The organism is Kitasatospora sp. NPDC048407 (assembly GCF_043200475.1).
GTDB lineage: Bacteria > Actinomycetota > Actinomycetes > Streptomycetales > Streptomycetaceae > Kitasatospora.
In genome coordinates this window covers 21355-34371 of sequence record NZ_JBICXW010000032.1, presented here as the reverse complement: position 1 = coordinate 34371, position 13017 = coordinate 21355, and the positions used below count along the sequence as shown (strand labels likewise).

Genomic DNA, 13017 nt, shown 5'->3' with positions numbered 1-13017 from the left:
ACCCTCATGCGCGCCACCGTGATCCACGGCCCCCAGGACATCCGGATCGAGGAGGTGCCCGACCCCCGGATCCAGCGGCCCACCGACGCCGTGGTGCGGGTGCTGAATGCCTGCATCTGCGGCAGCGACCTGTGGGCGTACCGCGGTGTGGCCAAGCGCCAGGCCGGGCAGCGGATCGGGCACGAGTTCCTCGGCTTCGTCGAGGAGGTCGGTTCCGAGGTGCGCGATCTCACAGTCGGCGACCTGGTGGTGGCCCCGTTCGTCTGGTCGGACGGCGTGTGCGAGTACTGCCGCGAGGGCCTGCAGACCTCCTGCCCGCACGGCGGGTTCTGGGGCATCCCCGGCTCGGACGGCGGGCAGGGCGAGGCGGTCCGGGTGCCGTTCGCGGACGGCACGCTGGTGAAGCTGCCCAAGGAGGCCGCCGGCGACGAGAAGCTGCTGCCGGCCCTGCTGGCGCTGTCCGACGTGATGGCGACCGGGCACCACGCCGCGGTGTCGGCGGGCGTGCGGCCCGGCGCGACCGTCGCGGTGGTCGGTGACGGCGCGGTCGGCCTGTGCGGCGTGCTGGCCGCGCACCGGCTCGGCGCCGGCCGGATCATCGCGCTCGGCCGCCACGAGGGCCGCACCGCGATCGCCCGCACCTTCGGCGCCACCGACGTGGTGCCGGAGCGCGGCGAGGCGGCGATCGAGGCGGTGCGCGAGCTGACCGGCGGTTTCGGCGCGCATGCCGTGCTGGAGGCCGTCGGCACCGAGGAGTCGATGCGCACCGCCATCTCGATCGCCCGCGACGGCGGCGCGGTCGGCTACGTCGGCGTGCCGCACGGCGGCAGCGCGGGCGTGGACATCGGCCAGATGTTCAACCGGAACGTCTCGGTGCGCGGCGGCGTCGCCCCCGCCCGGGCGTACATCCCCGAGCTGCTGCCCGACGTGCTGTCCGGGGCGATCGACCCGGGCATCGTGTTCGACCGGACGGTGGGCCTGGACGGGGTGCCGGAGGGCTACCGGGCGATGGACGAGCGGACGGCGCTGAAGGTGCGCATCGCCTTCTGAGCCTTTCTCTGAGCCTTCTCAGGGGACGTTGATTGACTGATTGTCAGACCGGGGCGGCCGAGACGGGCCGCCCCGGTCCTGCGTTCCGGTCAGATTTCGACCGGATCGTGCACGGGATCTTCTCGCGGCCGCACCCCGGATCTACCATGCTCCGCACTCCGCACGACACGACCCATGCCCATCCGATCGTCCGTCGCACCGAAGACGTCAGGAGGCACCGCCGTGACACCCCCGCACGACACCGTCCCGGAACCGTTCACCCGCATCGAGGAATCACCGGAGTTCGGCCAACTGCGCAGCTCCTTCCGGAACTTCGCCTTCCCCGTCACGGCCGGATTCGTCCTCTGGTACCTGCTGTACGTCCTGCTCTCCTGCTACGCGCCCGGGCTGATGAACACCAAGGTGGCCGGCAACATCAACCTGGCCCTGGTGCTCGGCCTGCTCCAGTTCGCCAGCACCTTCGCCATCGCCGCCTGGTACGCCCGCCACGCCGGCCGCCGGCTCGACCCGGCCGCCGCCGCCATACGCGACCGCGCCACCGCCGATGTCGTCGGGGAGAGTGCCGAATGATCCAGCTGGCCGGCTCCGCGAGCGAGCACCGCACCCTGATCATGTCGCTGTTCGGCGTCTTCGTGATCGTCACCCTCGGCATCACGCTGTGGGCCGGACGCCAGACCAAGGACGCCGCCGACTTCTACGCCGGCGGCCGTGCCTTCACCGGCTTCCAGAACGGCCTGGCGATCTCCGGCGACTACATGTCCGCCGCGTCCTTCCTCGGCATCGCCGGACTCATCGCGCTGTACGGCTACGACGGCTTCCTCTACTCCATCGGCTTCCTGGTCGCCTGGCTGGTCGCGCTGCTGCTGGTCGCCGAACCGCTGCGCAACTCCGGCCGCTACACCATGGCCGACGCGCTCGCCTTCCGGATGCGCCAGCGGCCCGTGCGCACCGCCGCCGGCATCTCCACCATCGTGGTGTCGATCTTCTACCTGCTCGCCCAGATGGTCGGCGCCGGCACCCTGGTCGCTCTGCTGCTCGGCGTCAGCGGCGACGGCGCCAAACGCTGGACCATCCTGGCGGTCGGCGCGCTGATGGTGGTCTACGTGACCGTCGGCGGCATGAAGGGCACCACCTGGGTGCAGATCGTCAAAGCCGTGCTGCTGATCGCCGGCGCCGCGACGATGACCTTCATGGTGCTGGCCAAGTACCACTTCAACCTGTCCGGCCTGCTCGGCGCCGCCGCCGACGCCAGCGGCAAGGGCCACGCCTTCCTAGAACCGGGACTCAAGTACGGCGTCACCGGCACCACCAAACTCGACTTCCTCAGCCTCGGCATCGCCCTCGTCCTCGGCACCGCCGGACTGCCGCACATCCTGGTCCGCTTCTACACCGTCCCCACCGCGAAAGCCGCCCGGAAGTCCGTGCTCTGGGCGATCGGCATCATCGGCGTCTTCTACCTGATGACGCTCGCCCTCGGCTTCGGCGCCGCCGCCCTGGTCGGCCCCAAGACCATCAAGGCCTCCAACGCGGCCGGCAACACCGCCGCCCCGCTGCTCGCCGAACAACTCGGCGGCGGGGCCGGCTCCACCGGCGGTGCCGTGCTGCTCGCGGTGATCTCCGCCGTCGCCTTCGCCACCATCCTCGCCGTGGTCGCCGGACTCACCCTGGCCTCCTCCTCGTCCTTCGCCCACGACCTCTGGGCCAACGTGATCCGGCGCGGGAAGGCGAGCGAGAAGGAGGAGGTGGCCAGTGCCAAGCTCGCCGCCGTCGCGATCGGCGCCATCGCCATCGTGCTGTCGATCTTCGCCGACAAGCTGAACGCCGCCGCCCTGGTCGCGCTGGCCTTCGCGGTCGCCGCCTCGGCCAACCTGCCCACCCTGCTGTACTCGCTGTTCTGGAAGCGGTTCAACACCGTCGGCGCGGTCTCCGCCACCTACGCGGGCCTGATCACCTCCGTCACCCTGGTGATCTTCTCGCCGGTGGTCTCCGGCAACCCCAAGACCTCGCTCTTCCCGCACAGCGACTTCCACTGGTTCCCCCTGGAGAACCCCGGCCTGATCTCCATCCCGGTCGGATTCCTGGCCGGCGCGATCGGCACCTGGCTGGCCCGCGAGCAGGCCGACCCCGCGAAGTACGCCGAACTGGAAGTCCGTTCACTCACCGGCCTGGGCGCGGACTAGGTCGTGTCCCGCGCCCGGTTAAGCTGGCCCGGCCGCTGGGTGGCGGCCGGGCCGGTGCGGCTCTTCGAGGAAGGGCGGGACCGGGATGCTCCTCGACACCTACGGTCGACAGGCCGTCGACCTGCGGGTCTCCCTCACCGACCGGTGCAACCTGCGCTGCACCTACTGCATGCCCGAGGAAGGCCTGGACTGGCTCGGAAAATCCTCGCTGCTCACCGACGAGGAGATCGTCCGGCTGGTCGGACTCGCCGTCGGGACCCTCGGCGTCCGCGAAGTCCGCTTCACCGGCGGCGAACCGCTGCTGCGTCCCGGGCTGGTCTCCATCATCGCCGCGTGTGCCGAGCTGGAGCCCCGCCCCGAGGTCTCCCTCACCACCAACGGCATCGGCCTCGCCCGGGTGGCAACCGCCTTGCGGGACGCCGGAGTCGACCGGGTCAACGTCTCGATCGACACCCTGAACCCCGACACCTTCGCGAAGCTGACGCGCCGCCGCCGCCACCAGGACGTCCTGGACGGGCTGCTCGCCGCCGAGGCCGCCGGGCTGCGGCCGGTCAAGCTCAACGCCGTCCTGATGCGCGGCGTCAACGATCACGAGGCCGCCGACCTGCTCGCCTGGGCGATCGAGCACCGTTACCAGCTGCGGTTCATCGAACAGATGCCGCTGGACGCCCAACACGGCTGGGACCGCTCGCAGATGGTCACCGCCGAGGAGATCCTCGCCCTGCTGCGCACGCGTTTCTCGTTGACTCCCGAACCGTCCTCGGTGCGCGGCGCGGCCCCCGCCGAGCGCTGGCTGGTCGACGGCGGTCCCGCGACGGTCGGCGTCATCGCCTCCGTCACCCGCCCGTTCTGCCGCGCCTGCGACCGCACCCGGCTCACCGCCGACGGCCAGGTCCGCAACTGCCTCTTCGCGACCGGCGAGACCGACCTGCGCGGCGCGCTGCGGGCGGGCGCGAGCGACGCGGAGCTGGCCGAGCTGTGGCGGGCGGCGATGTGGGGCAAGAAGGCCGGCGCGGGCATCGACGCTCCGGAGTTCCTCCAGCCCGAACGGCCGATGTCGGCGATCGGCGGTTAGCTCCGCAGGTGGCGGCTCACGTCGCCGACCAGCGTGGCGCGGAAGCGCCGTTCGGTGAAACGCCACTGCCCGTCGCGGCGTTCGAAGCGGTCGTGGTACCGGCCGCAGACGATGGCCTGCAACGGCAGCTCCGGGAGCGACTGGAACACCGTGACGTAGCAGCGGGCCGACGCCGTACCCGCCTCCTCGTCGACCTCGACGGCGAGGTTGGTGGTCACGTGCTGGGTGCGCGGGGTGCCGTCGGCGTAGACGATCAGCATGCTGCGGAACATCCGCTCGATCGCGTCCCGCCCGCTGATGGGGTCGCCGCTGCCGGTGAAGGTGGCGTCCGCGAGGAGGTCGGCGAGGCCGGCGAAGTTCCCGTCGTCCACGAGCTCGGCGTACCGGGCGATCAGGTTCTCGATTGCCTGCCGACCAGGCGCGGGAAGATCATTCACGGGCCTCACTGTAGGCGCACCGCCTGACGTGCCGTCATCCGGCACACCCCGTGCTCGGGGGCGACCGCCAGCCAGTTGAGCAGTGCGGCCCCCTCGCCGATCGGATGGTCGTCGACGTGCGCCACCACGAAGCACTGGTCGGAGCCGACCGTCACCACCGCGGCCAGCGGCGCCGGGTGGGCAAGGTCCTCGTCGTCGGGTTCCAGCAACGCAACGGGCCAGATGGTGCGTTCGCGATCCCGGACGAACTCCGGGTCCAGGCCCAGGTGGTGGCGGCCGCCAGCGAATTAGGGTGCTTGACCGAGCAGGCCGAGTGCGGTGGCGGCGCGGGTGGCGGCGGGGGAGGTGGTCAGTTCGTGGAGGTATTCGCGGAGGGTGTCGTGGGTGTCGGGGGCGTTCGGGACGGCGAGGAACTCGGCTATTGGGGGGCCGAGCTCGCCGTCCTGGACTGCCACTGCGTGCAGCACCGCCAGGGCCGCCCGGGAGGCCGCGAGGGTGGGGGGGACTGCGGCCAGCAGCGCGTCCCAGGCCGGGGTGGAGGCCTCGCGGCCGTGCTCGTACAGCTGCGTGACGGCCTCTTCGCGGAGCACGCCGGGGGCGGTCGGTTCCAGCCGGGCGGCCTGGTCCAGGGCTTCCCGGGCGGGTTGCCACTTGCCCTGCCGGCGGAGCACCGCGACGAGTGCGCAGTGGGTGCCGATCTCGTAGGGGGAGAGTGCGAGGGACGCCCTGAGATCGGTGACGGCTGCGTCGAGGCGGCCCGCACGCCGGTGGAGTTCGGCGCGGTCGCGCAGCAGCCAGGGGGAGTCGGGCTCGATGGCGAGGGCAGCGTCGAAGTCGGTGAGGGCCAAGTCGTGGCGGCCGGTCTGTTGGTGCAGGTGGGCGCGTTCGAGGAGGGCCCAGTGGAAGCCGGGGTCGATGGCGAGGGCAGCGTCGAGGTCGGCGGACGCCTGGTCGGGGCAGCCGGTTCGCCGGTGCGACTTCGCGCGGTGCAGCAGCGCCCAGATGTGCTGCGGGTCGATGGCGACGGCGGCGGTGAAGTCGGCGATCGCCTCCGGGTGGCGGGTCGCGTCCTGATGGATCTCGCCGCGGTAGAAGTGGGCCCAGGGATCGGCGGGGTTGATGGCGAGCGCCGCGTCGAGGTCGACGAGGGCCAGGTCGAGACGGCCCTCCCGGCAGTGGGTGCGGCCTCGCCAGACCAGGGCGATGAAGTCGTTGGGGTTGAGGGCGATGGCGGCGGTGAAATCGGCGACGGCCTGGCCGTACCGTCCCGCCCGGCTGTGCGCCTCGCCGCGGTCGCGCAGAACGACGGGGTTGTCCGGGTCGAGCGCGAGGGCGGCGTCCAGGTCGGCGACCGCGTGGGAGAGCCGGCCTGATTGGTAGTGCGTCTTGCCGCGTTCGCCCAGGGCCCAGACGTAGCCGGGGTTGACGGAGAGCGCGGCGGTGAAGTCGCTGATCGCCTGTTCCGGGTGGTCGGCGAGTCGGTGGGCGATGCCGCGTTCGCACAGGGCCCAGGTGTTGAAGGGGTCGAGGGCGAGGGCGGCGTCGAAGTCGCCGATGGCGAGGTCGATCCGGTGCGCCGCGCCTTGGGCCAGGCCTCGGCGGATCAGGGTCGAGCCGTGCTCGGGTTCGAGGGCGAGGGCGGCGGTGAAGTCGGCGATCGCGCGGTCGAACCGTCCTGCCCTGTGGTGCACCTGGCCGCGTTCGGACAGTGCCCAACTGTCCTCCGGGTCGAGGACCACCGCGGCGTCGAGGTCGGCCAGCGCCTCGTCCAGCCGGCCGACCAGGCGCAGGACCCAGCCCCGGTAGTAGAACGCGTCGGAGTGTTCCTGCCTGGTGGCCACGGTCGTCGCGCGGTCGGAGACGGCGGCCGCCATGCGGTCCGGGTGCTCGCGGGCCGCGAGCACCTCGGCGGCGAACGGGGTGCGGGCGAGCGCCGCGTCCAGGTCGGCCAGTGCCAGGTCGCGGTGGCCGAGGTAGCAGCGCACGCGGCCGCGCTGGATCAGTGCGGGCAACAGGTCGGGGGCGAGCAGCAGGGCCTGGTCCAGCAGGACGAGCGCCGCGGGGTCCTCGTTCTGCTGGATCGACCGGTGGCCCTGCCCGGTCAGCGCCCGGGCCCGGAGGCGGGCGGGCAGGCCGGGGGCGGCCAGGGCGGTGAGAACGGTCTCGGCCGGGTCGGGGGTGGTGAGGGCGGCGTGCAGCAGCTCGGACCAGCGGGTGAGGTCGGGGTCGGCGGTGTCGCGGGCGGCCAGGGTGAGGAGTTCGGCCCAGGCGGTGAGGGAGTCGGGGGAGTGGTCGGCGGCCTCCGCGAGGCGGTGGAGCGCCGGCGGCAGCTGGGTGGTCGGGGCGGCGCAGAGCAGGTGGTAGCTCTCGTCGAGGAGGTGGCGGAGCCAGCGGGCGTTGCTGCGGAGCCGGGACGGCGGGAGCTCGGCCTGGAGGGCTTCACAGGCGGCCGCGTGGTGCTGGGCGAGGCGGGTGTGCCCGCTCCGCCAGGCGTGCGGGGCGCGGATGCGGTGGTGGCGCAGGAGGCTGGCGCGGACGACGGCGTGGTACTGGTGGGCGTCGCCGTGGGCGGTGACGAAGGGCTGGTCGAGGAGCCAGTCCCAGCCGGGGGCGGTCGGGTCGTCCACGGCGAGGCAGAAGAGGTCGCGGTCGAGGCGGGGCGGGAGGGCGGCGGCGAGGACGGTCTCGCGCAGGGCGGGTTCGGGGATCCACTGGAGGAAGCGCTGAACTGCCTTGTCTACGGCGTCCGTTCCGGCGTCGGCGACCTCCTCGGCGGAGTGCGGGTCGGTGCCCGCGAGCAGGGCCAGCAGCAGCGGCAGGCCGAGGGACATCCGGACGATGGCGTCGATCGCGTCGGGGGAGTGCACGCCGCGGCTCGCCAGCAGGTCGCGGGCCTCCTGCTCGGTGAAGGCTTCGAGGGCGACGTCCACCACGGCGGAGCGCAGGCGGGCCCAGTCGCGTTCGGCGAGTTCGTCGCGGCCGGCCAGCACGACGATCACGTCGAGCGGGAGATCGCCATAGGTGCCGTCGATCAACTCCCGCAGCCAGCCGTCGAGGTGGCGGCCGGTGATCTCCCAGGTGTCGAGGAAGAGCACCACCCAGGGGACGGGTTCGCGGTCGCAGAGGTGGGCGAGTTCGGTGACGAACGCCCGGCTGAGGGTGGCGAGTTCGGAGTCGCCGGTGGGTCGGCGGCGGCGGACGGCGGCGATCAGACGGTCGGTGCTTTCGGCGACGGTCTCGGGGGTGGTGAAGGCGGCGGAGCCGGGAACGAAGGTGTTGGCCGCGCCGAGAGCGGCGTGGGCGACCACCCGGGCGGGCAGCGAAGGCAGGTCGGCCGGGGTGGCCTGGGCCCGCCGGTACTGTTCCAGGGCCTTGTCGAAGTCCTTGAACGGGGCCTCCGGCGAGGCGAGTTGGGCGGCGAGCGCGGCCAGCGCGGTGTCGACGCCCTGCACGTCGGTGTCGTCGATCAGCGCGGTGCGCCCGCCCGCCCGGCCGGCCGTCTCCCGCCACTGGGCGATCAGGGTGGACTTGCCGATGCCGCCGACGCCCCGGACGTGGAACAGGAAGTCGGCGGGGTCGGGCCCGGCCTCCGGGTCGGGGTTCTTGCGCAGGTTGTCGGCGAACAGGGCGAGTTGGGCCCGGCGTCCGACGAACTGGGAGTCGACGCGGCGGCGCAGCGCCTCCGCCCGGGACATTCGCCTTGCACCACCACGAGACAACGCATTCCCCCACTCGCCGAAGTGCGGACCACGCTACTGGGCGCTGTCGACGGTCAGGGGGTGAACGGCTCGGTGTCCTTGAGGAAGCCGCGGACCGCGAGGAACTGGCTGAGGGAGTCGCGGTGTTCGTCGCAGGCGAGCCAGGTTTTGCGGCGGTCGGGGGTGTGGAGCTTGGGGTTGTTCCACAGCAGGGTCCAGGTGGCGAGTGCGCGGCAGCCCTTGGCGGAGCACTTCGGGGGGCCGGCCGGGCTTTCGGGGCCGGTGGGGGTGCCGAAGAGGGGGTGCGCGGTGTCCATGGGTCCGATCCTATGCCCGGGCATGACGACGCCGGGCAGCCACGGGGGGAGCTGCCCGGCGTCGGTCCGTCGCTCCGACGGGGGATGCGGAGCGCTCTGGAAGTATGGCACGGCAACGGGCTCGGAAGCTCGTCCGTCCAGTGATTAATTTGAGGATCGTCTGAGCTTTCAGACGGTCAGACCGTCGCATGAACGGTCATATCGGACAGCGGAATTGAGGGATTCTCAATCCTGTGGCCGGTTCTCGGTGGCGGCGGCCGCCGCCCCGCCGCCGCCCGTCCCGCCGGGGCCGAGCATCAGCTGGGTGTCGGGGGCGAAGTCGAACGTCGAGGGCAGGCCGGGGGCGCGCTCGCGGCCCGCGTTGGCGATCAGGACCGCGAAGTACGGGAGCAGCACGCCGCCGGCCAGTGCGGCGAAGGCGAGCCAGCGCTGGACGTCCCACAGGATGACGGCGAGCAGGACGCACACGGTGCGGATCAGCATGGAGATCACGTAGCGGCGCTGCCGGCCCCGGACGTCCTCGCTGAGGCTGCTGCGGGCACCGGTGATCCGGAAGACCTGGTCGTCGTCCGCGCTCTTGCGCATGGGTCCATCCATCCATCGGTTCCGGGCTCCCTACGGTCGTCCACGGTAACCCCGCTGATGCCGGACGGACCCACGTGGGGTCCGTCCGGTGGTCAGGCGGTGCGGCGCAGGTACTGGACGGGTACGGCGTCGGTGAGCCAGACACCGTTCGCAGACACCCGGAATTCGTGGCCGTCGGCGGCCATCGCCGCCGCATCGACCTCCAGCACCACGGGGCGGCCGTGCCGGGAGCCGACCTTGACGGCCGTCCCGGTGTCGGCGGAGAGGTGGACGTCCTGCCGGGCCATCGGGCGCAGGCCCTCGGCCAGGATGTACGGGAGGTTGCGCTCGGCGGTGCCGTGGAACAGCACGTCGGGCGGGGTGGTGGCGGGCAGGCCGAGGTCGACCTCGACGGTGTGGCCCTGGCTGGCCCGGATGGAGCGGCCGTCCTCGGAGTAGGCGAAGCGGCGCTTGTTGTTGGTGGCGACCACGTGGTCGAGCTGGGCGCGGCTGAGTAGCCGGCCGTGCCGGCCGAGCGCGGCGAGCAGGGTGTCGATCTCCACCCAGCCCGCCGCGTCCAGGGTGACCCCGATGGCGCCCGGGTCGTGTCGCAGGACGCGGCTGAGCATCTTCGACGTCTTGACGGTGTGCTTTTCGTCCATCGGGATCCCCCCCAGGGTTCGGCCGGCCGGTCAGGAGGCCTGACTGACCGAGCTCATGTTGAAGTCGGGCACGCGTACCGGCGGCATCGCGGCCCGGGTGAACCAGTCGCCCCATTCGCGGGGCAGGCAGCGTTCGGTGCGGCCGGCCTCGGTGATCCGGCCGAGCAGGTCGACCGGGGATTCGTTGAAGCGGAAGTTGTTGACCGCGCCCACCACTTCGCCGTTCTCGACCAGGTAGACGCCGTCCCGGGTGAGGCCGGTGAGCAGCAGGGTGGCCGGGTCGACCTCGCGGATGTACCAGAGGCAGGTGAGCAGCAGGCCGCGCTCGGTGCTGGCGACCATCTCCTCCAGCGTCGGCGCGTCGGGCGCGGAGGTCTCCAGCACCAGGTTGTCGATCGGCGGGGTGAGCGGGAGGCCGGCCAGGCCCGCGGAGTGGCGGGTGGTCAGCAGGTGGGTGAGCTTGCCGTCGCGCAGCCAGTCGGTGCCGGTCAGCGGCGCGCCGTTGTCGAACACCGAGTCGTTCTCGCCGGAGGAGTGGGTGAGCACGAACGGGGCGGCCTGGATGCCGGGTTCGGCCGGGTCGGAGCGCAGGGTGAGCGGCAGCGGGCTGAGCTGCTCGCCGATCCGGGTACCGCCGCCGGGCTTGGAGAACACCGAGCGGCCCTCGACGGCGTCCCGCGCGCCGGACGACCAGGACATGTAGACCAGCAGGTCGGCGACGGCGGACGGCGACAGCAGCGTCTCGTAGCGGCCGGCCGGCAGGTCGATCTTCTTGCGGCCCCAGCCGAGGCGGCGGGTCAGGTCGGTGTGCAGGGCGGTGACGTCGACGTCCGTGAAGTCCTGGGTGGCGGCGCCGGCCCAGGCGGAGCCGGTCAGGTCGGCGGTCTTGGCGTTCAGCTCGACGGTGCCGGTGGGCTGGTCGTGGCGCAGCCGCAGGCCGGTGGAGCTGCCCAGGTAGGAGGAGACCATCTCGTGCCGGGCGAAGCCGTACAGCAGCTCGCCGTTGGCGCGGGCGCGGCCGAAGGCCTCGCCGAGGGCGGGCGCGAACGCGTCGAACACGCCGATGTCGGTGACCTGCGGGGCCTCGGTGAAGCGCGGGTCGGCCGGTCGGGCGGTGATCAGCGGCTGGGCGTCCTCGGCGGGTTCGGCGGCCCGGGCGGCGGCCTCGGAGGCGCGCACCAGCTGCTCGACCTCGTCGAGCGTGACGGCCTCCTGGGCGACCACGCCGGCGGCGGTGCCCTGCGCGCCGTTCACGGTGGAGATCACGGTGAGCCGCCGGCCGCGGGTGACGCCGTTGGTGGTGAGCGCGTTGCCGGCCCAGCGCAGGTTGGCGGTGGACTCCTCGTCGGCGATCACCACGCAGCCGTCGGCGCGGGACAGTTCGAGGGCGCGTTCCACCAGCTCGTGGGGGTGCGTGAGGGACATCAGTGACCCGCCTCCTGCTGGGTGTTGAGCACGTTGACCTGACGGAACAGCGCGGACGGGCAGCCGTGGCTGACCGCGGCGACCTGGCCCGGCTGGGCCTTGCCGCAGTTGAAGGCCCCGCCGAGCACGTACGTCTGCGGGCCGCCGACGGCGCTCATCGAGCCCCAGAAGTCGGTGGTGGTGGCCTGGTAGGCGAAGTCCTTGACCTGCCCGGCGAGTTCGCCGCCCCGGATGGCGTAGGCGCGCTGCCCGGTGAACTGGAAGTTGTAGCGCTGCATGTCGATCGACCAGGAGCGGTCGCCGACGATGAACAGGCCGTTCTCCACCTGGGAGATCAGGCCGGCGGTGTCGGGGCCGTCGGCGGCGGGCTGGAGCGAGACGTTGGCCATCCGCTGCACCGGGACGTGCGCCGGGGAGTCCGCGTAGGCGCAGCCGTTGGAGCGCTCGAAACCCTTCAACTTGGCCATCGGACGGTCGAGTTGGTACCCGACCAGGACGCCGTCGCGGATCAGGTCCCAGGACTGGGTGGCTACGCCCTCGTCGTCGTACCCGATGGTGGCCAGGCCGTTCTCGGCCGTCCGGTCGCCCGTGACGTGCATCAGCTCGGAGCCGTACTTCAGGCTGCCGAGCTGGTCGAAGGTGGCGAACGAGGTGCCCGCGTAGGCGGCCTCGTAGCCCAGCGCGCGGTCCAGCTCGGTGGCGTGGCCGATCGACTCGTGGATGGTCAGCCACAGGTTGGACGGGTCGATCACCAGGTCGTAGCGGCCCGCGGTGACGCTCGGCGCGCGCATCTTCTGCGCCAACAGCTCGGGCAGCTCGGCCAGTTCGGCGTCCCAGTCCCAGCCCTTGCCCCGCAGGTACTCCCAACCGCGCCCGGCCGGCGGCGCGATGGTGCGCATCGAGTCGAACGCGCCCGTGCGCTCGTCCACGCTGGTGGCCTCCAGCCACGGGTGCAGGCGCACCCGCTGCTGGGTCGTCACGGTGCCCGCGGTGTCCGCGTAGAACTTGTTCTCCTGCACCGTCAGCACCGCCGCCGACACGTGCGAGACGCCGTCCGCCGCCAGCAGCCGGGAGGACCACTCGGCCAGCAGGCCGGTCTTCTCCGCGTCCGGCACCTCGAACGGGTTCACCTCGTACGCGGAGACCCACTCCACGTCGGGGTACACCGGCTCCGGGGCCAGCTCCACCCGCTCGTCCGAGCCCGCCGCCCGGCTGATCCCGCCCGCCAGCCGGGCCACCGCCACCGCCTGCTCGGCAACCGCCGCCGCCGAAGCGGGCGTCAGGTCCACGCCCGCGGCGAAGCCCCAGGCGCCGTCCAGCAGGACGCGGACGGCGAAGCCCAGCTGCACGGTGTCCGACGACCCGGACGGCCGGGCGTCACGCAGCCGCCAGGACGCCGAACGGACCCGCTCCAGCCGGAAATCGGCGTGCGAGACGCCCAACTGCCGGGCCCGGGACAGGGCCGCGTCCGCCAGCGGGCGCAACGGGTACGAGAGGAACTGAGGGTCCATCGCGGAGGGGGGCATCGGGCTCCCTGGGTCGAGGGTCAGGTGCGGCGGGCCGCCCCCGGGTCGAGGGCACACCCGCTCGCATCATCCCCGGCCGCAGG

General features: G+C 72.5%; 12 protein-coding genes. 4 read left to right on the top strand and 8 right to left on the bottom strand.

Annotated features, from left to right (window positions below; translation table 11 throughout):
• Nucleotides 1-6 precede the first annotated feature (6 nt).
• The 4 genes from ACGFWJ_RS33930 to moaA all read left to right on the top strand — a co-directional run bounded on the left by ACGFWJ_RS33930 (nucleotide 7) and on the right by moaA (nucleotide 4305).
• Nucleotides 7-1050: a zinc-dependent alcohol dehydrogenase family protein gene (locus ACGFWJ_RS33930; RefSeq protein WP_392956372.1), complete on the top strand. Its 1044-nt coding sequence runs from the start codon at nucleotides 7-9 to the stop codon at nucleotides 1048-1050.
• Between the two features lie 174 nt (nucleotides 1051-1224).
• On the top strand, nucleotides 1225-1620 hold the full coding sequence (locus ACGFWJ_RS33925; RefSeq protein WP_392956370.1) for a DUF485 domain-containing protein: 396 nt from the start codon (nucleotides 1225-1227) through the stop codon (nucleotides 1618-1620).
• Nucleotides 1617-3230: a cation acetate symporter gene (locus ACGFWJ_RS33920; protein ID WP_392956367.1), complete on the top strand. Its 1614-nt coding sequence runs from the start codon at nucleotides 1617-1619 to the stop codon at nucleotides 3228-3230. The genes ACGFWJ_RS33925 and ACGFWJ_RS33920 overlap by 4 nt, the downstream gene beginning before the upstream one ends.
• 85 nt (nucleotides 3231-3315) lie before the next feature.
• Nucleotides 3316-4305 (top strand): GTP 3',8-cyclase MoaA, encoded by a 990-nt coding sequence (gene moaA / locus ACGFWJ_RS33915; RefSeq protein ID WP_392956365.1) that lies wholly within the window; start codon nucleotides 3316-3318, stop codon nucleotides 4303-4305.
• Here the strand turns inward: moaA and ACGFWJ_RS33910 are convergent.
• The 8 genes from ACGFWJ_RS33910 to ACGFWJ_RS33875 form a co-directional block, all read right to left on the bottom strand.
• Entirely contained in the window at nucleotides 4302-4742 is a 441-nt protein-coding gene (locus ACGFWJ_RS33910) for a nuclear transport factor 2 family protein (RefSeq protein WP_392956362.1), read from the bottom strand. The genes moaA and ACGFWJ_RS33910 overlap by 4 nt on opposite strands.
• Before the next feature lie 5 nt (nucleotides 4743-4747).
• On the bottom strand, nucleotides 4748-4951 hold the full coding sequence (locus ACGFWJ_RS33905) for a hypothetical protein (protein ID WP_392956359.1): 204 nt from the start codon (nucleotides 4949-4951) through the stop codon (nucleotides 4748-4750).
• Between the two features lie 78 nt (nucleotides 4952-5029).
• Nucleotides 5030-8437 carry a tetratricopeptide repeat protein gene (locus ACGFWJ_RS33900; protein ID WP_392956357.1) on the bottom strand — a complete coding sequence of 1136 codons (3408 nt, stop codon included), beginning with the start codon at nucleotides 8435-8437 and terminating at the stop codon, nucleotides 5030-5032.
• A 77-nt stretch (nucleotides 8438-8514) separates the two neighbouring features.
• Complete coding sequence (locus ACGFWJ_RS33895; protein WP_392956355.1) at nucleotides 8515-8757, bottom strand: hypothetical protein; 243 nt, start codon at nucleotides 8755-8757, stop codon at nucleotides 8515-8517.
• Nucleotides 8758-8982: 225 nt separating this feature from the next.
• On the bottom strand, nucleotides 8983-9342 hold the full coding sequence (locus ACGFWJ_RS33890) for a DUF3099 domain-containing protein (protein WP_387646051.1): 360 nt from the start codon (nucleotides 9340-9342) through the stop codon (nucleotides 8983-8985).
• A gap of 92 nt (nucleotides 9343-9434) precedes the next feature.
• Complete coding sequence (locus tag ACGFWJ_RS33885) at nucleotides 9435-9983, bottom strand: RNA 2'-phosphotransferase (protein WP_392956353.1); 549 nt, start codon at nucleotides 9981-9983, stop codon at nucleotides 9435-9437.
• A gap of 30 nt (nucleotides 9984-10013) precedes the next feature.
• Nucleotides 10014-11408, bottom strand: a complete 1395-nt coding sequence (locus tag ACGFWJ_RS33880) for a metallopeptidase TldD-related protein (protein ID WP_387646047.1) — start codon at nucleotides 11406-11408, stop codon at nucleotides 10014-10016.
• Nucleotides 11408-12934 (bottom strand): TldD/PmbA family protein, encoded by a 1527-nt coding sequence (locus tag ACGFWJ_RS33875; protein ID WP_392956351.1) that lies wholly within the window; start codon nucleotides 12932-12934, stop codon nucleotides 11408-11410. Before ACGFWJ_RS33875 ends, ACGFWJ_RS33880 begins: the two co-directional genes overlap by 1 nt.
• Nucleotides 12935-13017 lie beyond the last annotated feature (83 nt).